This is a genomic window from Nonomuraea sp. NPDC049400, from assembly GCF_044466425.1.
Classification (GTDB): Bacteria; Actinomycetota; Actinomycetes; order Streptosporangiales; family Streptosporangiaceae; genus Nonomuraea.
Genome location: NZ_JBITMP010000033.1, coordinates 60,164 through 79,279, shown reverse-complemented (window position 1 = coordinate 79,279; position 19,116 = coordinate 60,164). Strand labels below are relative to the sequence as shown.

Sequence of the window (19,116 nt, the reverse complement as noted above, 5' to 3'; positions counted from 1 at the left end):
GGCCGCCATGGAGTTCGTCCTCACCGCCGTCGGCTGGGCCGGCGCCGCGCTGCTGCTGGCCGGGTACGCCCTGGTCACGTCGTCCCGGCTGGCGGGGGACGGCGTGACCTACCAGATCGTCAACCTCGCCGGCTCGGTCGGCCTGATGATCAACAGTGCTTACAACGCCGCCTGGCCGTCGGCCGGACTCAACCTCATCTGGGCGGGCATCGGCGCCGTGGCCCTCGGCAAACTCACGCGACTTGGAGTCTCCAAATGATCGTCGAACTCAGCCACCGCATCGTCGACGGGATGGTCACCTATCCCGGCATCCCCGGCCCGAAGCTGGGGGTGCACCTGAGCTGGGAGGACTCGCGCGAGGTGTACGCACCGGGCACGGAGTTCCACATCGGCATGATCACGCTGGCCGCCAACACCGGGACCTACGTGGACACCCCGTACCACCGCTATGCCGACGGTCCCGACCTGTCACAGGTGCCGCTGAGCAAGCTGGCAGACCTCCCCGGCCTGCTCGTCCGTGCCGGCCAGGACCGGGAGGTGGTGATCGACAAGAGCCTGGACGTACGCGGGCGGGCCGTGCTGATCCACACCGGCTGGGACCGCCACTTCGGCACCGACGCGTACCTGCACGGCCACCCCTACCTCGCGCCCGAGTCGGCGCAGTGGCTGGCCGACCAGGGGGCGGCGCTGGTGGGGATCGACTCGCTGAACATCGACGACACCCCGCCGCGCGGCGAGCGCCCCGCCCACTCGATCCTGCTGAAGGCGGGGATCCCGCTGGTGGAGCACCTGACGGGCCTGGCCGGGCTGCCCGCGGAGGGCTTCCGTTTCCATGCCGCGCCCCCGATGGTCGCGGGCATGGGGACGTTTCCAGGGCGTACGCGGTCGTCGCCTAGTCTTCTTCCTCGGCCTCGTCCCAGGCCTTGTTGCGGTCGGCGGCGCGCTGCAGCGCCCCGGCCGCCTCCTGCTCGGACTCGTAGGGACCCATCCGGTCCTTGTTGGGGCAGCCCTGCTCGGGCTCGACCCGCATGTGCTTGAGACAGAACCACCACTGGCCTTCGCTCACGAGGTCAATTCTGCCCCGTAGACTCATGTTTCATGACGACACTGCTCCAGCCCGGGCGAGTTTCGCCCATGCGAAAGGTTCCCGCCCACATCGAGCGGCCGGAGTACGTCGGTAAGCAGCGCCCCAGGACCGGCGAGTCCGACGTGAAGAGCCCTGAGATCATCGAGCGCATGCGGGTGGCCGGCCGGATCGCCGCCCAGGCGCTCGAAGAGGTCGCCAAGCACATCCAGCCGGGCGTGACGACCGACGAGCTCGACCGGATCGGCCACGAGTTCCTCATCGACCACGGCGCCTACCCGAGCACGCTCGGTTACAAGGGCTATCCCAAGTCGCTGTGCACGTCGATCAACGAGGTGATCTGCCACGGCATCCCCGACGACACCGTGCTCCGGGACGGCGACATCGTCAACGTCGACATCACCGCCTACATCGGCGGCGTCCACGGCGACACCGACGCCACCTACCTCGTGGGCGAGGTGGACGAGGAGTCGCGGCTGCTGGTGGAGCGCACGCGCGAGGCTATGACGCGCGCCATCAAGGCGGTCGCGCCGGGGCGGCAGCTCAACGTGGTCGGGCGGGTCATCGAGGCGTACGCCAAGCGCTTCGGCTACGGCGTCGTGCGGGACTTCACCGGTCACGGGATCGGCACCAGCTTCCACTCCGGGCTGATGGTGCCCCATTACGACGACCCGTCGCTGCGGGTCGAGCTGGTGCCGGGGATGACGTTCACGATCGAGCCGATGCTCACGCTGGGGACGATCGAGTACGACATCTGGCCCGACAAGTGGACGGCGGTGACGAAGGACCGCAAGCGCACGGCCCAGTTCGAGCACACGATCGTGGTGACCGAGACCGGCAGCGAGATCCTCACGCTCCCCTGAGCGCGGCGGCGCGTCACCGGCGCCTGGGCACCACCCCTGTCACCGTCGTGCCCTCACCCGGCACGCTGTTGACCGACAGGCTTCCGCCCAGGTCCGCGAACGCCGCCCGCATCCTCGCGATCCCGCTCCCCGCCCCCGTGAGGGGAAAGCCCTGGCCGTTGTCGCTGACCGTCATGCGCAGCGCGCTCCTGCCGACCGTCACGGCGATGGACACTATCCGGGCCCGGCTGTGCAGCTCGACGTTGGACAGGGCATCGTCGAGGGCGGCCATGACGCCACGAGAGACCTGCGACGGCACATCGGTGGCGGGTAACGCCCAGGTCTCCACGACGATCCCCGTGCGCTCGGCCCACTCGGCCAGGTAGCTCTCGAGCGCCTCTGCCAGTCTCTGCCCCCCGCGCATCCGTGTCTCTTCCGACATGGTTTCGCCTTCCTCGGCACGCCGGGCTCGCGCCGGTCCCCACTCCGGCGCTCCCACCTGGCGGTGCGCATCCCCCCTCAAGGCCTACGCACGCTGACTGATGCGGTTATGCCCGTCTCCCCTGCGAGACAGGCTACCGGCCGGTCCAGAGACGTGTAGTCGGAAGATAGAAGGCCATGGCCGAACCGCTACGCGAGCCTGAGGCCGCGGAAGAACGGCTACTCGCCCTTGTCGGCGCGGTTGAGGCGGGCGAGGTAGGCGTTGTAGGAGTCGAGGTCGGGATCCCCCGCACCCGAGCGGTCGGCCCGCCTGTCGGCGCGCCGCGCCTGCCTCTCGTCGTCCCTGTACCACTGCGTGGCGATGGCCAGCAGCACGATCAGCGTCGGGATCTCGCCGAACCCCCAGGCGATGGCCCCGCCGTCGCGCTGCGTCTGGATCAGCGTCTCGCCCCACGTGCGGCCGAGCTGCTCGTACCAGTCGGAGGCGATCACCGTGCCCGTCATCATCAACGCGATCCCGAAGAACGCGTGGAACGGCATGGTGACGAAGAGCATCAGCAGCCGCCCAACGTACGGGAGCCGGTTGGGCCCGGGATCGACCCCGACGATGACCCAGAAGAACAGGCACCCGCTGAGCAGGAAGTGAAGGGTCATCCAGATATGCCCGAGATGCTCCTGCATGGCCGACTCGAAGAGCGGCGTGAAGTACAGCGCGTACGTCGAGGCCACGAAGATGAACGTGGCGACGCCGGGATGCGTGATGACCTTGGTGAACCGGCTGTGCAGGATCGTCGTGATCCACTCCCGCGGCCCCCGGTCGCCCTTGCGGGTGGCGGGCTTGAGCGCGCGCAGGGCCAGCGTGACGGGCCCGCCGAGGACGAGGAAGATCGGCACGACCATGGAGAGCGTCATGTGCTCGATCATGTGCATGTCGAACATGACCTTGGCGTAGCGGGCCAGACCGCTCTGCGTGGCGAAGACGAGCAGCGCCACCCCGATGTACCAGGAGGCCGTACGGCCCCATGGCCACTTGTCGCCGCGCCGCAGCAGCCTGGACACGCCGAGCCCGTAGAGCCCGCCGAGCACGGCGGCGACCGCGGCGAAGAACAGGTCGAACCACCACAGGGAGAACACGTTGCCGAGCGTGATCTCGGCGGGAAGGGGGAAGCCGAGCAGCTCGTAAGCCCGGTCGGCGGGCACGCTGAACTCGGGCGGCTGCGTGCGCGACAGCGCCACGGCCACGCCGACGGTGGCGAGCATGAGCAGCAGCTCGCCGGCGGCCAGCCGGGTGAACGCGCGGGGCTTGCCCTTGCGCAGGTCGGCCACCGTGCGCTGCCTGTGCCAGTAGCCCACGTAACCGAGCAGCACGAACGCCACGATCTTGACCACGGCGAGTATGCCGTACGGGGTGGTCCACAGGTCGGACAGCGCGCCCAGCCGGGCGACCAGGCTGAACACCCCGGAGATGCCGACCCCGGCGTAGCACCAGAGGGCCATCTCGGAGAACCGGGCGGCGGCCACCTCGAGCTGCGGCTGCTTGCGCAAAGCGTGCAGGGCCAGCACGGCCAGCCCGCCCACCCACAGCGCGAGCGCGAGCAGGTGCAGCGACACCGCCGACGTGGCCAGGTCGTGGTTGGGCGAGGACGAGGTGTGGCCGGTCAGCGGCGCGGGCAACAGCGTCACCAGCGCGAACACCAGCAGCCCCGCCGCCGCCCCGGCGGTGATGGCGCCGCGCGAGAACAGCGCGATCGCCACCCCGAACAGCACCACCAGCGTGAGCGCCACGCCCTGCGTGGTCTGGGTGGCGTAGCTGGTGAGAAAGGCTCCGTCGAGGATCTCCGGCACGGTCCTGCCGATGGACTCGGCGGTGCCGAACAGGATGGCGGCGAAGGCCGACCCGGCCCAGGCCAGCGCCGCCCACGAGGCGGCCTTGACGTATTCGACGCCGCTCCTGCCGAGCACGCCCTTGTCGTTGGGCAGCAGCACGGCGGCCATCAGCAGCAGGCCGACGGTGGCCACGCCCGACACGTCCATGGCCAGCTTCGACAGCGGCAGCCCCCACCGGACGACGGCTCCGGAGTCGGGCAGCCCCGGGATGATCCTCGGGAACGCCCGTCCGCCGGCGATCATGCCGAGCACCAGCGCGACGACCGCGGCAGCCGCCCCGGCGAGCGCGAGCCGCGCCGCCTTGCTCATGGCTTCTTTCTCCGCGCGCTGAGCAGGAAGCCGATGCCGATGCCGACGAGCGCGCCGATCACGATGATCAGCCAGACCGGGAACGTCACCTCTTGCGCGGCCGACGCCTGGTCAGTGGCCGGCCCCGCCTCACTGGCCGGGGCCTGGGCCTGGGTGGGCGGGGCGGAACTCGCCGACGCCGCGCTCTCGGAGGCGGAAGGGCTGGCAGACGGCGTCTCCGCCCCCTCCACCTTGAAGGGGATCTCGCCCTCGATGGGATGCCCGTCGGACGACACGACCCGATAGGCGATCGTGTATTTCCCGTCGGGCAGCGGCCCCTCGACCGCCTGCGTCACCACCTTGCCGTCGACCTCCGGCTTGCCGCGCTGATGCTCGGCGTCGCCGGGGCCGCGCACGATCACGTACGGCAGGCGCACGCCGGCGGTGAACTCGAGGCGCACCTCCTCGAGGGCCTTGACCTTGGCGCCCTTGGCCGGCGAGCTGCTCTTGAGCGCGTCGTGCGCGAGCGCGGGCGCGGCGGTGACGAGCACGAACAGGGCGGCGGCGACAGTGGCGAGTGCCGCGAGCGGGGATCTCTTCATGACATCCTCAAGGCTACCGACGCCACCGCCCGGTCCGGACCCCGCTACAGCCCCGCGCAGGCCAGCGCCCGCTGGTAGGCCTCTACAGCCCCGTCAGTGTCCCCCAGCATCTCCATGCTCTCGGCCGCGGCGTACCAGGTGCTGGCCACCTTCCGCGAGTCGGGCAGCGGCGCGAGCCAGTCGCGTACGGCATGCGCGTGGGCCTCGGCCTCCGCCAGGTTCCCCAAGGCCCCGTGGGTCCGGCTGAGCAGCAGATCGGCCTCCGCGCCGAGGGCGCGGGCGTTGCCCGGCAGCACAGCCTGCCCGGCCTGGATGTGGCCGAGGGCATCGGCGGCCGAGCCGAGGATGAAGTCGGCCCTGGCCAGCTCGGTCTTGGTTCGGCCCAGGTCGACCGCGCTCGCCGAGGTCTGCGTCAGCTCCCCCGCGGCCCGCGCCAGGATGTCGCGGGCAACCTTCGCCTGATCGGGGCGCACCCTCATCAGCAGCGAGCCGAAGAAGGATCGCATGCGAGCGAGATTGCGCGGGAGGCCGTTCTCCGACTGGACCGCCAGTGCGCGCTCGGCGAAACTGAGCGCCTCCTCACCGTGCCCGGTGCTCTGCGCCACGAGCGAGGCGTTCCAGCAGGCGGCGACGATCGATCGGGGTGTGCCCAGCAGGTCGGCGGCGTTGAGCAGCTCGGCAGCGAACTGGGTGGCGCGGAGCAAGTCGCCGCGGTAGAGGTACGCCGACAGGAGCGTGGAGCCCAGCTCGACGAGGAGATCCGTCCAGACCGGACGGGTGTGCGCCCCCAGGATCTGCTCCCCGACCTCGACCGCCTCGGTGAGCCTGTCGCGGTCGCGATAGACCCGGCAGAGGGCGATGGCGAGCTCGATCGCGCGCTCCTCCGTGGCCTCCTCGCTCCGCAGCCGGGTGAGGATGGAGATCGCCTCGTCGAGGTCGCCGGCTGCCTCCGTGGCCAACGCCAACCCGAATTCCGTATCTTGACGAAGCTTGGTGAGACCTGTCAGGTTGTTGTCCGTCAGTAGCTCAGCGAAGCGGGTCCGAGCCTCGGAGACCTCACCGTTCTCCAGGGCGAGCCGCGCGTAGCCAAGTGCCAGCTCGATGTCCTCCATCTGCTCGGCCGTGACACCGTTGACCAGATAGGAGAGGGAACAGTCGAGCTTCTGAGCCAGCAGCTCAAGCACCGCCGGAGTCGGGGTGCGCTTGCCGCTCTCGATCAGAGAGACGTAGCTGTCCGACAGCTCCGGGTGTGCGAGCTGCGCCTGGGACAGGCCTCGTTGACGCCTGACTGTCTTGATACGGAGTCCGACCATGTCAGATGTGGTCACCGCTGCCGCTCCCTGAGATTATTACGTCCGAGCCCCACACGTAGGCAAGGGAGAGACCCCCATGCGCATCCGTGCCGCCCTGTCCGTACTTGTTGCCGTGATTACGGCCGTTGTGGCCGTTGGAGGTAATGCTACGACCGCGAGTGCCGAATCGTCTCTAGCTATACAGGCCGATGGCGTCCCATGTTGCTGACCTGTTGCCGAGCAACAGACGACGACATCGCGATCTGGAGCCTACTTGGGCGGCCTCGCGTCCCTGAGCGCAAGGAAAAAGTCGACCCGGTCCGCCATGCTTGACAGGCTCCTCCCGGTGAACTCTTCCTCTCACCGAACCCGGTAGCGAACCCGTGTTCACGTGCACGTGGAGGTGTTCGGCGCAGGCATTCCACGAGCTGGCGCAGACGAGGAAAATGCCGAGCGCAGGCGCCAGCTCCGGCCGGTGCCTGCGCTCGTAGTCGAGCAGCGGCGACAGCAGCCAAGTCGCGAAGGACCGGCGCACATTCCCCGGTACAGTAGCCAATAGTAGCGGATCCTTCTCTCCACGTGACGGCTGGTATTCCTGATTTCTGCTGAGCCTTATGGGGCCAAATAGGCGCATTGATCTGCCGCAAGAGGCCGGCCCTGGGCTGTCCGGACGAGTTTCGAAGTTATGGACTGGGTTGTGCTCACCAGACGGGCATCTCGGCACACTGACTGATCTTGACTTTGGCGGTGCCGCCAACAAACCTCTCCTTATGCCACGGCGATCCTTACTACGCTGCCTGCTTGACCGAATTCAGGGGCAAGTCGAGGAGATCGCGTGAGAGAAGGGATTTTCATCCGCCTTCTCGGAGAGGTGACTGCCGCGTTTCGCTGCCGAGACTCCGAAGAACCCATCGCCCTCGGACCGGCCAGGCAGCGGGCCACCCTCTCGATCCTGGCCGCGGCGGCACCCCGTCCCATCCCGATGGGCCAGCTGGTCGCCGGCATCTGGGGCGAGGATGCCCCGCGCAATGCTGAGCAGAGCATTTACACGTACATCGCCGGCCTGCGCCGCGCCTTGGAGCCCAATCGCGGGCGGCGCGAGCAGTCGCAGGTGTTAGCGGGAACGCCGGCCGGCTACGTCTTGCGAGTGGAACCGACCCAGGTGGACGCGCTGCTGGTCGCCGAGTGGATCGAGGAGGCCAGGCGAGCCCAGCGTACCGGCGACGACAGCCAGGCCGTGCGTCACCTCGACGAGGCCCTGGCGATGTGGCGCGGCACCGCGCTGAGCGGGCTGTCCGGTCCGTTCGCGGAGACCGAGCGCGATCGCCTGGAGCAACTCCGGCTCGCCGCACTGGAATTGCGTGCTGAGAGCCTGCTCCACCTGGGCCGCCACCGGGACATCACCGAGGAACTGCGGCACCTCACCCGCCAGAACCCCCTGCGCGAGCGGGTCCGCGAGCTCCTCATGACCGCCCTGTTCCGGTCGGGTCGGCCGGCGGAGGCGCTGCAGGTCTATGAGGAAGGCAGGCTCCTGCTCGCCGAGGAGCTCGGACTGTCGCCCGGCGAGGGGTTGCGCCGATGCTACGAGATGGTGCTACACGCCGATGCCGCACCCGCCCCGAGCGCACCGGCACCGCGCCAGACGCCCCACCAATTGCCCCGCCCGCTGGCAGAGTTCGTGGGCAGGTCCGCGGAGATCTTGCGTCTGAAGGAGCGGCTTGCACCCTGGGATGAGACCTCGCCGAGCCCCTTGGTGATCATTACTGGACCGCCGGGCGTCGGCAAGTCAGCGCTTGCCGCCCACGTCGCCCACCTAGCTGAGGACCGCTTCCCTGACGGGCAGCTCTACGTCAACTGTCGGGGCGCCACGCCCGAGCTATCTCCGATCACCCCGCTCAACGTGCTCGGGCGGTTCCTGCGCGCCCTCGGCGTGCCGCCCAGCGACGTACCCGCCGACGTGGATGAGGCGGCAGCTGCATGGCGCAGCCGCCTGCACGACCGGCGGGTGCTGGTCTTGCTGGACGACGCCGCCGATCTCGCGCAGATCCGACCGCTGCTGTCGGCCTCGCTCGGCAACACGTTGCTCGTGACCAGTCGGGAGACCATGAGCTGGGGCGATGACGCCTTCCAGCTGGAGCTCGCCAGAATGTCCCAGGCGGAGTCGGCCACGATGCTGGCCAAGCTCGTCGGCGGGGACCGGATCGCAGCCGACGCAGGCGAGACCGCCAGACTCGTGCGCCTGTGCGACGGCCTCCCGCTCGCCCTGCGCATCGCCGGGGCGCGCCTGGCCGGTCGCCCTGACTGGAGCGTGTCCGCGCTGGCGTCCCGGCTGAGCGACGAGCGGACCCGGCTGCACGAACTCGGGGCCGGCGACCTGGCGGTCCGCACCAGCCTGACCGCCAGCCACACCGCTCTCGAACGCGGCTCGCGCCCCGTGGACCGGCTGGCCGCGCGCACGCTGTCGCTGCTGGGCCTCCTACACGTGCCCGAGGTGACCGCGGAGGCGGCGGGCGCACTGCTCGGCGTCACACCGGGTGAGGCGGAAGCGGCCCTGGAGCGGCTGGTGGACGCCTACCTGCTCGATCGCGTCAGCCCCGGCCGCTACCAGTTGCACGACCTCGTCCGCCTTTTCGCCAGTGAGCTGCGCCCCAGCGACTGGCGCGAGCCGCTGATCCGCGCACTGTCGTACTACGCCGCCTCGACACGCCTGGCCAGCCACGTCAGCGACCCGCACCGCATGCAACTGGCCGCCCCAGTCGACGCCGTACCGCACGAGGTCCGTACTTCGGAGGAGGCGAAGGCTTGGCTGCGTGAGGAAGAGGCCGTCCTGTCGGCCGCGGCCGTACAGGCCCTGCACTCCCCCGACGACATGATTGCCCGGCTCGGCGTCAACCTCGCGTTCGGCCTCCTCTGGCCCCAGGAGCGGGCGTACCACATGACGGAAATGAAGGAGCTGAACATGCTGGCGTTGCGGGTCAGCGAGCGCCTCGGGGACGAGGCCAGCGCCCTGCACGCGCACGACAACATCGCCAACGCCCTGCGTATGACGGGACGCGCGGACGAGGCCGTCACTCACCTGCGGTCCGCACTGGAGCTCGCCCAGCGGCTCGGCGATGCCTTCAGCGAGATCCGTACGCTGGGCAACCTGGCCAGCGCTTACAACTCGGGGGAACGCTACGACGAGTCGCTGCCCTGGGCGGAACTCCAGCTCGCGCTGGCCAGGAGCATCGGCGCGAGCGTGGGAGTCCGGTACGCGCTGCTGTGCATGGGGTACTCCCACCTGGGCGCGGGACGTCCGGAGAAGGCGCGTGAGGTGCTGCATGAGGCGCTGGCCAACGCCGAGGAGGCGGGAGACTCCAGCCAGGAGGGGCAAATCCGGCTCGTGCTCGGGGAGGCCCACCTCGACTTGGACGACCCGAAGCAGGCTCTGCCACACCTTCTCCGGGCTCGTGAGCTGATCTCAGCGAGTGGTCACCGGATCGGGAAGGTACGTTGCCTGATCGGGCTCTCGCGCGCGTACCGGATGCTGGAGGATCCCGACCGGGCCCTGTCTTACGTCGATGAGGCCGCCGCCTGCGGTGGCGGGCTCGGCCACTCCCGCTGGGAGCAGCGGTTGAGGGAGGAGCGGGCGGCCGTGGCCGAGGCGCGGGCGGCTACCTGAGCAGCCCCGCGCCCCTGAGCGGCAGCAAGAAATCGGCCCGGTCCCCCATCGTGGACAGGATGATGTGAGAAGCGCCGCTCCGACCTGGCATGATCTGGATTTCTTAGATCAAGTCCATGTAAGGGAACGGCGCTTCGGGGGTGAAGCGTACGACGTCCTCCGGGTTGCAGAGGAAGATCAAGCGTGTTAGGGCCGAGCGGCGTCACCGCAAGCTGGAGCGACGTGCTGTTGCCGCAATAGTCGAAGGCGGGCGGCCTCGGCCGATCGCTAGCTTGGGTGATCGTGACGCCTCTATTGCCGGGCGACCCGGCACAGCTGGGCGAGTACTGTACGACGCGTACGACGACGCCAAGCCATGGCTCGCTCGTACCCACCAGTCAGAACTACCCGGCAAGCCCTTCCAGGAGAAGGCCCCAGAGCCGCTTCGTACGGGCGCATGTGAGCCATGCGGTTTCATGCGTCTCGTCGCCGGCCTCCGAGCGGACGACGCGCCGGATGAACATGAGCCCACCGGCCTGGCAGAGCTCGTAGATCACGGCCATGCACTCACACGTGTGGCCGCGCACCCGTACGCCCTGCGTTCGAGGGGTTGACGGCCACCAAGCGAGACGCTCGTGTCCATCCCGGAGGGGTGCTGCGTGAAAACCGTGCCAGCTGTAGTCACCCACGACGGACTTCACCTCCTGCGAGGACCGCAGGAGAAACCGTTCGGGACTGCTGGCTGTTCAAGCCCCAGCAGCGTACGCAGGCCATCTCCAGCAGCGGAACCTCCTCCCGCGACACCGGGCCAACGGCATCGGCCCCAGCGCCGTCACTACCACAGGACAGGTCAGCCCACACAACTCGCCCGCCCTCATCTCCCGCGACACCCAGCCGGATGCAGAGTGCGGCCACGATGGCGAGCCCTCGCCCGCCTTCAGACAGCTGTCCTTGATGACCTTCGTGTAGGACGGGCTCGTTCGATCCCCCGGCGTCCTTCACCGCGACCCGGGCGGTGGTCCCGAGCAACCAGATCCCAACCGTGAAGACACCGCCTGCCGACTTTGTGTGCAAGATCGCGTTGCTGGCCAGCTCCACCACACACGAGATCGCATCGTCGCGGACGGGGCAGTCTCCCAGCAGCGCGGTGGCGAGCCGACGCACGGTAGGCAACTGCACTCGTTCGCCGGGGAAATCACAGCGCCAAGCCATACCGTTCATCGCCCCACCTTCCCTTACGTCGGTGGCGCCACTCGCCACCATCCGAACAACGTCCGAGGTCACGCTGCGCAGCCGCCCCGATACTGACATGCACTATGCAAACTTGCACAGGGAAATCTTGAACTTCTCCGAAGTGCATCATGCAGGTGTAGCCTTCGAGACAGCCGATCAAGAGGGTGAGCATGAGCGGGAAGCGTGGCGTGACGCTCCGAGCCCAATGGCTCGGCAAACACCTACGAGAGTTGCGCGAAAGCGCCGGCCTCACACTGAAGGAGGCCGGCGAATACCTTCAGCGCGACGGCTCCACGGTCAGCCGCTTCGAGGCCGGCCTCTACCCTGCCCGCACCCCTGACGTCATCGCCCTCCTCGACCTGTACGGCGTTACGGCGCTACACGAGCGTGAAGGCATGATCCGCCTGAGTCGCGACGTATGGCAGAACGGCTGGTGGGATGACTACTCGGGCGACGTGTCGCTCGGCATCGTGGACTACGCCTGGCTGGAGGCCCGCGCCGAAAAGATCAGTTCCTTCGACGCGTTCGTGATCCCCGGTCTTCTCCAGACGCGGGACTACATGGAAGCCGTCATCCGAGCGGAGGACGCGGACGCGTCGGACGAGCAGGTCAGCCGCTGGATCGAGTTCCGCCGCACTAGGCAGCAAATCCTGGCCGACGACGGGCCCCGCTTCTCCGCGGTCCTGGACGAGTACGTTCTACGCCGCCCCATCGGTGGGCCCGAGATCATGCATGGTCAGCTGGGCCAGCTCACAAAATACGCCTCCACACCCCATGTCGAGATCCGGGTTCTCCCACTCACCGCCGGGGCACATGCCAGCCCCGACGGCGCCTTCCGCATCTTCCAGCTCCCCCAGCCTTATCCGGCCGTTGCGTACGTCCCGACTCCGGCGGGCTCGATCTACGTTGAAGGTGAGGCGGCTAACAGGCTTAAGCTGAAATATGACCGTATTCGCCGCGACTCGCTCAGCGCCAAGGACTCGCTGGAGCTGATCGCGGCGGTCGCGAAGAGCCTCTCTGACACCTAGGGATGGAGCCATTCGACCATGACGAGCCCCGAAATCGCCTGGCACGTCAGTAGCTTCAGTGCCGACGGCGGCGGGAACTGCGTAGAGGCCGGCCCGCTCAATGATGGATCCGGCCGTGTAGCCGTTCGACACAGCAAGCTTCAGGGCGGGATGATCATCTATACCAAGGCCGAGTGGCAGGCTTTCCTGGCCGGAGTACATGCTGGAGAGTTCGACTTTTTCGACTGATTCCCTCGTGCCCACCCGGCTGCTGCAAGACCGTGTACCGGTCGGGCACGTCGGCGACCAGTCCCCACCTTGGGTGCTACGACTTCTTGGTTAAGCGGGCTGCAATGCTAGCAAGATCATCAAGGATACTCCGCTGATCAGGTGCGTCGTGTCGCGCAGGCGAGCGTGCCTGGACATGGCTAGCCGAAGACCTGCATCGTCCATTTTGCTCCGGCGGGCGCGTTCACCTCCACGTGGTGCGGCCCCATCTCTCCGTCCGGCGTACGGCTGAATCTGGTTTTCGTAGGCCCCTTAGAGCACTCGTGCCCGAAACGGGAGGAGTCCACTTTAATGGACACGTTCCCGAATGCTCCGGTGCAATCGAAAGCGATCGTGTATGAATCCTTCGCCTGGAACTCTCCTTCCCATTGAGTTGTCCTTTGGCCGATGCGCTGAAACACAAGGCGGCCCTTGATTCTAGCCGTCAGCTCTTTCAGGGATAGAGAGGGTGAGACTGTTGGGCGACCTTGCGCATGCTTCACCTCCGAGCCACTGGGTGCTGAGCAGCCGCTGGCCGCCAGGATCAACGTGGCTACCAGAATCCATCGATGCATGTCATCCGTCCGAAAGTCCTGCGCCTGGCCCACTTACTCAGAGTACTCCAACGGCTGACTCTCTTCCTGTCGGGGACGCTGCGAGGCCGTGCCGCTCCTTTGGATTTCCCGCAGGGGCAGCCCGATCTCGCAGCGGTAAGCCGAGTCAGGAGGGTGTCAGCTCTCTCTCCTACCAGCCCTTGTAGTCACTCCAGAATGTAGGGGGGCCAGTGAGCTTATTGCTCGAATCTCCGTCCTTTCGCGCGTAGTGGAAGATCCCCTGGGTCTTTTGGGTGTACTTGGTGATGCTGCAGACGCTCCCCGATGTCTGCCAGCAGTCTGCGTCAGCAGCGTTCGGGCTGTTCCATATGGCGGTGCGAAGGCCCACCCGGCTGTAGGGAGGACTGTACTTCTTACGGACTGAACCTGGAGCGAGCAATTCGCTTCCGCAGTCCTTTCCGCCCGCCTGGGTAACCGCTACGCTAGTCGATCCTGAATATTCGACACCGTCCTTACTGAAGCCGCCGCCGACCGAGAAACCGTACTCGGCGCTGGCGGACTTCACGACAAAGCACGGCTGAGACTTGATGTCAACCGTCGAGTTGAGCATCACGCTCCGGTGCTGCTTCTGGGTCTTGGTGTCGATCCTCCAGCGGCCGTTCTGGTCCTTGGTGCTCGGGTTGATGAACCAGGGGCTGGTGTACAGCGTGGAAACAGCGCCAATCTTCTGGACTGTCCAAGCGGTGTTGTCCCGGGGCTTGCACCTTCTCCAGATCGCCTTGTGAAGCACCTCGAACAGTAACCCCTTGGCGGGCCGGAGAGTGGCCTTTCCTGGCCCTCCGAGTGAGGTCCACGGGGCGACGCTGGGGCTGCAAGGGTCAGCCTGCGCTGACTGCGGCGACAGGCTCATACCGCCCAGCTTCGCCGTGATGTAGGCATCCCCGTCGGTCTGCACCAGGTCCGAATCGTCCTCGTTGACCTCGACCGGGACCTCAATGATCGTAATGTTGCCGCAGCGGTCGAACGCGAAGACCGAAACCGTGAACTCGCTGGGTTCGACCTGTCCCGCCTCCTTCGTCGCGGCGATCCCAGCGCCTGCACCTGCACCCGCACCCGCACCCGCGGCGGAATCCTGCTCCGTCCAGGTGCGCTTGACGTTGACCGTAACGTGGACGCTTCCGTCTGGCATCGTCTGGATCGCCGGGTCGGACAGTTCGACAGTCGATCCTGTTCGGGTGGTTCCTCCTTGCGCGATGGCTTCGCGCTGCTCGACAAGCGGCGTATTGAGAAGTGAGAGTTTCGCCGTGCTGGGGGCGCTTGCGGTGACGCCTGGAGCGTCCCAGATGGTGTCGGCTAGCCCTTCCAAGACGGCGTCCTGCGCCTGGAAGTAGTCCTTGATCCGGTCGAGGTAGTCCTGCGCACCCGATTCGCTGGTGGCCTTCACGGTAGGCGGCTGCTGCCCGTCGAGGAACGGGATGCAGGGCTCGGACGGGTCAGGCGGAGGCGGCGCGGCCTTGGTCGTGGCGGTCGCAGACTGCCAGCCGCTGGTGCCAAACGAGGTCTTGGCGCGGACCTTCACGGTATAGGTCTGGTCGTTCACAAGACCGCTGATGGACGCCCACGGATCCGTCACTTCAAGTGTCTTGACCGTGCTGCCTCCACCGTCGGCGACCTCAACGTCATAGCCGCTGAGAATGGCGGTGCTGCCGTTACTCGCGGGGAGGCCCCAGCTGGTGACGATGCTGGCGTCACCGCCGGATGCGTTGAGATTGATCACCTCACTGGGAGGGCCGGCCGGCACATAGGTGAGATTGATGGACGGTTGCTCGGTTGCTGCCGGGTCGGCGAAGGTGATGACCTCATCCTTGTTGGAGGTGAGCAGCAGCCACTGGTACTCAGTACCGGCGATGTCGGCGTGGGGTCCCGTGAGGGGCAAGGTGAACGGCCCGATGGAGGCATCTGCGTCAGCTTGAAGCTCCGACCCCTTCGACTCGCTCGTGACAGGGCTCTTCAGTGGAGTAGCGGTGACCGCCGCATCCGCAGGGCACGTGCCTGCCGGACAAACCGCCGTGCCGAGCTTGAGTACGGCTTCCGACACCGCAGAGCCGTTCGGCAGCTCGTTCAGCTTGAACCCGACCACGGCAGCCATCTTGTCGGCCCCGGTGCCACCGATCCGCATCACCGTGTCGTCGGTTACCTTGCACGGCGCGCCGTCGCAGGCAGCAGGGTCGGTCTTGGCCGTCTTGATGACGAAGCTGTCCTTGCTGAGCGCCAGGGTCAAGATCCCCTCGTCGGAGCCGGGCTCTGGTGGGGTGCCTGGGGTAGTGAAGGACATTGAGGCGGTCTTGGGGGTGCACACTTCGCCCGTTCCGTCGCTAGCGCTCGCACACGCCACCATCTGCCACTTGTACGTCGTACCTGGCTGCACGGTGTTGGCAGCAACCTGCAATGTCGCCCGTTGGCCGCCGCTCACGGTGACCGTTCCCAGTGGCGCTGCGCCAACCGGAGTGCCCTTGTCGTCATACAGGTAAAACTTGGCAAGGACCGGCCCACCGGATGGACGGTTGACCATGCCGGACAGGATCGGCAGGGTCGGGTCTTCCATACCGGTCTGCGTATCGGACGGCAGCACCGGCGCGTCGGAGGTGATCCGGTAGGCCGGGCTCTCGTTGCAGGAGGGCGGGGTGACGCCGGTGCGGCATGCCTTGACGACGAATTTGAAGCTGGCCGGGTTGTCCAAGGTGAATACCTTGTCCAGGGTCTGGCCGGAGGGGATGTTGTTGTGGGTGGTGGTGCCGGGCACGCCGACCAGGGCGCGGATCTCATCGCCGGTCAGTACACGCTGGTAGGCGTGGACGTCGTCGATGGCACCGTCGAAGGTCGCGTTCTCGGCGAAGACCTTGCCGCGGCCGATCTCGAAGGCTCCGCCGGCGTTCCAGGTGACGGTGTGGTCGCGTTCGGCGGCCAGTACCCCGTCCACGTACAGGCGTATCTTGTGGGTGCTGGCGTCGTATTGCGCCGCGAGATGCTGCCATTGGCCGGGTTTGGCCAGGGTCTTGGGTTGGATGGGGACCGGTCGGATGGTGGTGGCGCTGTCGACGTCCATCAGGGTGAGGGTCCAGCGCTGATCCAGTTCGGCCGCTTCCGAGGTGAGGTAGCCCAGGCTGAAGGCGGGCGTGTTGGTGCCCTTCTGTGACAGGATGGCTTGGTCGGCGGCGGTGGAGTCGAGCCGGACCCAGGCGGTCACCGTGTAGCTTTGGTTGGTGGTCAGGACCGGTTTGCCGGTGCTGATAAGGCCGCCGGGTGACAGCTTGACTGCCTGTCCGAGTTGGCCTGGGGTGCGGCTGTAGGTGCCGGTGAGTGTGGCGGGAAAGCCGTTGCCGGAGGAGTCGGCGGCGCTGGCGCCGGAGGTCTCATCCAGCTTCCACAGGGCTGCTTCACCCGTGGGGAGTTGGGCGGCCGGGGGTGCCATGGTGGAGTCGTTGACTGTGACGGTGTAGTCCAGTTTCGCGGCTTCCGGGACGCTGGACTTGTAGGTGACCTTGACGTTGGTGCTGCGCGCGATCGCGTCGTTGCCGGTCATGGAGTCGATGGACTCGGCGGTGACCGTGGGGATCTCCGGTGGCAGCACCCAGTCCACGCTCAGCTTGGGAACCCGGGCTCCGCCCCACAGTTGGGCCCAGAACGAATAGTCCTCGCCGAAGTCCTTGGGCACCGGAAATTCGTTACCTAGGCGAAGCTGCAGGCCGTGGTTGGCGGTGCCGGAGGCCCAGGCGCTGGTTATCGCGGTGAGGTCCCAGCTCCAGATAGCCCCGTCCGTCCTGACCTGGGCGCAGGGATCGAGTGAGGAACGTCCCTCGGCGGTGGCAGCCGGCTGGTTCAACCAGAAGGTGTCGTCGGCCACCCACGGTTCAGTGATCCGGTACGCAGTGACCGCTGCAGGGTGCCACACGTGGTGGCGTTGCCGCTCAAGGACAGTTGCATGGTGGCCTTGACCACGTGGCGTCCGGTGATGGGGGCGGTGTCGAAGGCCAGCAGTGCGCGGGTCGCCTGCTCGTTGGGGTAGGTGCAGGTCCCGCCCGATGGGCAGTTCTTGTAGTTGGACCGGGAGACGAAGCCGGGCCCCATCGCCCGGTTAGGGGACTTGACCGTTGTCTCCTGCGTCACCCCGAGTGTGGTGGTGGGGTCCACCGTCACCGGGTACTGCGTCGCCGGATCGGCCAGCCATTTGGAATCCGGCTTCAGCACCAGCACGGTGCCGCCGTTCTCCGTCTTCACCTCCGTGGCGACCTTGGCCTCGCGGCCCGGCTGCTGGGCATCGGCCTTGGCCGCCGCCGCGTCCCACATGCGTGGGGCGGGTGCGGTGGCCACCTTCTTGCCCTTGGCGGCCGACAGGGTGAGCATGCCGGATTTCGTCTCACGCAGCGTGAGCCCCGGTGCTTGCACCGGAATGCGGTACTCCACCGGCCCGGTCGGCCGTTCGCGAAGCACCACGTCATGCTGGAATCCGGTGGGTAAAGCGGTGACTACCAGGTCCGCGCCCTTGCCCGCAGCATCGACGTACCGGGCGACGTTGCCGTTGATTTCGGGACGCGGCAGTTCGGTGGGCCAGGACAGGGCGAACTTCTGTCCCTTGCGGGGTTCCATGGACACGAACGGCTTGTCGCCGCCGAGCGAGAACTGCACGTTTGCTTTTGCCAGCTTGGGCTTGAGCACTCCGTCTTGCTCGACGAGCGTGGAGTCCAGCCATGCCCATGAACCGTCGGCCTGCTTCATCTGAGCGGGACCGCCATAGGACTGGGTCGCAAAATGCCCGTCCGGATACGCCCAGACCCGTGACGTCTCGGTGAACGCCGCTTCGACCGGCACCGGCTTGTTCTGCTTTTTGGCTTCCTCGCTCGCTGCCCGTAATGGCGCGTCGGGGTCTTCCGGTCGCGGGAAGGTGGTTACGGTAGGAGTGGCCGGGGTCTCGGCTGGCTTCGGGTCGGCCTGGGCGGTGTCTGCTACACCTGCTACCAGCAGCGATGCTGCCACCGTGAGCACCGTCGCCATCGCGAGGTGTCGACGAGACGGGAAGCCCCGCCTCGTCGTGCTGACTAACTTGTTCACTAACACCCTCAATCCGTTGTGCGTTGAAATGACAAGTAACCTCTACCTTGGCCAAATCGTTAAGCACGGCCGTAATCCGCATACGAATGGCCGTAAAGCGAAATCGGTGAGCGATCTGCCCCCGTCTACGGCACCACAGAGCCACGCGTACTCGACTCAGGCGTATCGGCTTCGCGCTGTAGGGCCTGGTCGTACTCGTGCCGGCCGTGCAGTAAGTGCAGTGTGGTCCGCCGTCCGATGCATTGATGCGTTCGGTTGTGAGGCGGGATCTGTTTAGCTGACGTGTTGATTCCTTCCTTCCTCCGGGATCTCCAGGCGGAAGGATAGGCAGACGCCTCTAGATTCCTTCTACATTGCGGCTCTGCTAAAGGTGACTAAAGGCAACGCCGAGCACCTGAAGGCCGACAAGAGGACCTCATGGCAAAGCTGCCGCGAACACTGAACCTTTCATCCCTCTACGGGCTGCACGAGGTGGTCGAGTTCGATGAGCAGCGACTCGAGGAGGACGGGCTGCGGTGCGGCCCGAGGCTCGCGGTCCCGCTGTCATGCGCGGGGCCTGACTCGTCACCGGGCCAGCGCGGCATCCCTGAGCGCAAGGAAAAAGTCGACCCGGTCGGCCATCGTGGCTAGATTCCTTCCGGTCAGCTCCTCGATCCTGCGGATTCGGTAGCGGACCGGGTTCACGTGCACGTGCAGCTGCTGGGCGGAAGCGTTCCGCGAGCCGGCGCCGTAGAGGGAAGGCGTCGAACATGCGCACCAGCTCGGACTGGTGCCTGCGGTCGTAGCGCACGTCCCCCGGCACCGTGGCCAGCAGCAGCGCGTGCGTGTAGATCTCATCGCTGGTCACCACTCCCCCGCCGCGCGCCTCGG

15 protein-coding genes and 1 pseudogene are annotated in these 19,116 nt (G+C 67.0%); 7 read left to right on the top strand and 9 right to left on the bottom strand.

What is annotated here, in order from left to right:
- Positions 1-7: 7 nt before the first annotated feature.
- Together ACIBVN_RS39135 and ACIBVN_RS39130 are read left to right on the top strand one after the other, a co-directional pair.
- Positions 8-259 carry a hypothetical protein gene (locus ACIBVN_RS39135; RefSeq protein WP_397145342.1) on the top strand — a complete coding sequence of 84 codons (252 nt, stop codon included), beginning with the start codon at positions 8-10 and terminating at the stop codon, positions 257-259.
- A pseudogene (locus ACIBVN_RS39130) lies at positions 256-705 on the top strand (cyclase family protein); the annotation flags it as partial. The gene ACIBVN_RS39135 and the pseudogene ACIBVN_RS39130, both read left to right, overlap by 4 nt.
- A gap of 187 nt (positions 706-892) precedes the next feature.
- On the opposite strand, the gene ACIBVN_RS39125 reads toward ACIBVN_RS39130, so the two are convergent.
- Entirely contained in the window at positions 893-1,093 is a 201-nt protein-coding gene (locus ACIBVN_RS39125) for a hypothetical protein (protein WP_397145341.1), read from the bottom strand.
- A gap of 5 nt (positions 1,094-1,098) precedes the next feature.
- Here ACIBVN_RS39125 and map point away from each other — a divergent pair, with 5 nt between their 5' ends.
- A complete protein-coding gene (map, locus tag ACIBVN_RS39120; RefSeq protein ID WP_397145340.1) occupies positions 1,099-1,947 on the top strand; it encodes a type I methionyl aminopeptidase in 849 nt (282 codons plus the stop codon).
- Positions 1,948-1,960: 13 nt separating this feature from the next.
- Here the strand turns inward: map and ACIBVN_RS39115 are convergent, their stop codons facing one another.
- From ACIBVN_RS39115 to ACIBVN_RS39100, 4 genes are all read right to left on the bottom strand, one after another.
- Positions 1,961-2,368, bottom strand: coding sequence for a sensor histidine kinase (locus ACIBVN_RS39115; protein ID WP_397145339.1), 408 nt, complete (start codon positions 2,366-2,368; stop codon positions 1,961-1,963).
- 218 nt (positions 2,369-2,586) lie between these two features.
- Positions 2,587-4,563 carry a cytochrome c oxidase assembly protein gene (locus ACIBVN_RS39110; protein WP_397145338.1) on the bottom strand — a complete coding sequence of 659 codons (1,977 nt, stop codon included), beginning with the start codon at positions 4,561-4,563 and terminating at the stop codon, positions 2,587-2,589.
- Positions 4,560-5,144, bottom strand: a complete 585-nt coding sequence (locus ACIBVN_RS39105; protein ID WP_397145337.1) for a copper resistance protein CopC — start codon at positions 5,142-5,144, stop codon at positions 4,560-4,562. Before ACIBVN_RS39105 ends, ACIBVN_RS39110 begins: the two co-directional genes overlap by 4 nt.
- A 44-nt stretch (positions 5,145-5,188) precedes the next feature.
- The gene (locus ACIBVN_RS39100) at positions 5,189-6,472 is read right to left on the bottom strand and encodes a helix-turn-helix domain-containing protein (RefSeq protein WP_397145336.1); all 1,284 of its coding nucleotides are present in this window, start codon (positions 6,470-6,472) and stop codon (positions 5,189-5,191) included.
- A gap of 799 nt (positions 6,473-7,271) precedes the next feature.
- On the opposite strand from ACIBVN_RS39100, the gene ACIBVN_RS39095 reads away from it, so the two are divergent.
- A complete protein-coding gene (locus ACIBVN_RS39095; RefSeq protein WP_397145335.1) occupies positions 7,272-10,097 on the top strand; it encodes a BTAD domain-containing putative transcriptional regulator in 2,826 nt (941 codons plus the stop codon).
- 660 nt (positions 10,098-10,757) lie between these two features.
- Here the strand turns inward: ACIBVN_RS39095 and ACIBVN_RS39090 are convergent.
- A complete protein-coding gene (locus tag ACIBVN_RS39090; protein ID WP_397145334.1) occupies positions 10,758-11,297 on the bottom strand; it encodes an ATP-binding protein in 540 nt (179 codons plus the stop codon).
- A gap of 182 nt (positions 11,298-11,479) precedes the next feature.
- On the opposite strand from ACIBVN_RS39090, the gene ACIBVN_RS39085 reads away from it, so the two are divergent.
- Both ACIBVN_RS39085 and ACIBVN_RS39080 read left to right on the top strand, forming a co-directional pair.
- Positions 11,480-12,337: a helix-turn-helix domain-containing protein gene (locus ACIBVN_RS39085; RefSeq protein ID WP_397145333.1), complete on the top strand. Its 858-nt coding sequence runs from the start codon at positions 11,480-11,482 to the stop codon at positions 12,335-12,337.
- A gap of 18 nt (positions 12,338-12,355) precedes the next feature.
- On the top strand, positions 12,356-12,565 hold the full coding sequence (locus ACIBVN_RS39080; RefSeq protein ID WP_397145332.1) for a DUF397 domain-containing protein: 210 nt from the start codon (positions 12,356-12,358) through the stop codon (positions 12,563-12,565).
- A 762-nt stretch (positions 12,566-13,327) separates the two neighbouring features.
- Here ACIBVN_RS39080 and ACIBVN_RS39075 read toward each other — a convergent pair.
- Together ACIBVN_RS39075 and ACIBVN_RS39070 are read right to left on the bottom strand one after the other, a co-directional pair.
- On the bottom strand, positions 13,328-17,041 hold the full coding sequence (locus tag ACIBVN_RS39075; RefSeq protein ID WP_397145331.1) for a LamG-like jellyroll fold domain-containing protein: 3,714 nt from the start codon (positions 17,039-17,041) through the stop codon (positions 13,328-13,330).
- Positions 17,017-18,189 carry a hypothetical protein gene (locus ACIBVN_RS39070; protein WP_397145330.1) on the bottom strand — a complete coding sequence of 391 codons (1,173 nt, stop codon included), beginning with the start codon at positions 18,187-18,189 and terminating at the stop codon, positions 17,017-17,019. Before ACIBVN_RS39070 ends, ACIBVN_RS39075 begins: the two co-directional genes overlap by 25 nt.
- 474 nt (positions 18,190-18,663) lie before the next feature.
- Between ACIBVN_RS39070 and ACIBVN_RS39065 the strand changes: the two genes are divergently transcribed.
- Entirely contained in the window at positions 18,664-18,876 is a 213-nt protein-coding gene (locus tag ACIBVN_RS39065) for a hypothetical protein (protein WP_397145394.1), read from the top strand.
- Here ACIBVN_RS39065 and ACIBVN_RS39060 read toward each other — a convergent pair.
- Positions 18,811-19,083, bottom strand: a complete 273-nt coding sequence (locus ACIBVN_RS39060) for a helix-turn-helix domain-containing protein (protein ID WP_397145329.1) — start codon at positions 19,081-19,083, stop codon at positions 18,811-18,813. The genes ACIBVN_RS39065 and ACIBVN_RS39060 overlap by 66 nt on opposite strands.
- Positions 19,084-19,116: the final 33 nt, after the last annotated feature.

Excerpts from the sequence above, each read along its gene's own strand:
- ACIBVN_RS39135 (WP_397145342.1), top strand. The coding sequence starts at position 8 with ATGGAGTTCGTCCTCACCGCCGTCGGCTGGGCCGGCGCCGCGCTGCTG.
- ACIBVN_RS39125 (WP_397145341.1), bottom strand. The coding sequence starts at position 1,093 with ATGAGTCTACGGGGCAGAATTGACCTCGTGAGCGAAGGCCAGTGGTGG.
- map (WP_397145340.1), top strand. The coding sequence starts at position 1,099 with ATGACGACACTGCTCCAGCCCGGGCGAGTTTCGCCCATGCGAAAGGTT.
- ACIBVN_RS39115 (WP_397145339.1), bottom strand. The coding sequence starts at position 2,368 with ATGTCGGAAGAGACACGGATGCGCGGGGGGCAGAGACTGGCAGAGGCG.
- ACIBVN_RS39110 (WP_397145338.1), bottom strand. The coding sequence starts at position 4,563 with ATGAGCAAGGCGGCGCGGCTCGCGCTCGCCGGGGCGGCTGCCGCGGTC.
- ACIBVN_RS39105 (WP_397145337.1), bottom strand. The coding sequence starts at position 5,144 with ATGAAGAGATCCCCGCTCGCGGCACTCGCCACTGTCGCCGCCGCCCTG.
- ACIBVN_RS39090 (WP_397145334.1), bottom strand. The coding sequence starts at position 11,297 with ATGAACGGTATGGCTTGGCGCTGTGATTTCCCCGGCGAACGAGTGCAG.
- ACIBVN_RS39085 (WP_397145333.1), top strand. The coding sequence starts at position 11,480 with ATGAGCGGGAAGCGTGGCGTGACGCTCCGAGCCCAATGGCTCGGCAAA.
- ACIBVN_RS39080 (WP_397145332.1), top strand. The coding sequence starts at position 12,356 with ATGACGAGCCCCGAAATCGCCTGGCACGTCAGTAGCTTCAGTGCCGAC.
- ACIBVN_RS39070 (WP_397145330.1), bottom strand. The coding sequence starts at position 18,189 with ATGGCGACGGTGCTCACGGTGGCAGCATCGCTGCTGGTAGCAGGTGTA.
- ACIBVN_RS39065 (WP_397145394.1), top strand. The coding sequence starts at position 18,664 with ATGGCAAAGCTGCCGCGAACACTGAACCTTTCATCCCTCTACGGGCTG.
- ACIBVN_RS39060 (WP_397145329.1), bottom strand. The coding sequence starts at position 19,083 with ATGAGATCTACACGCACGCGCTGCTGCTGGCCACGGTGCCGGGGGACG.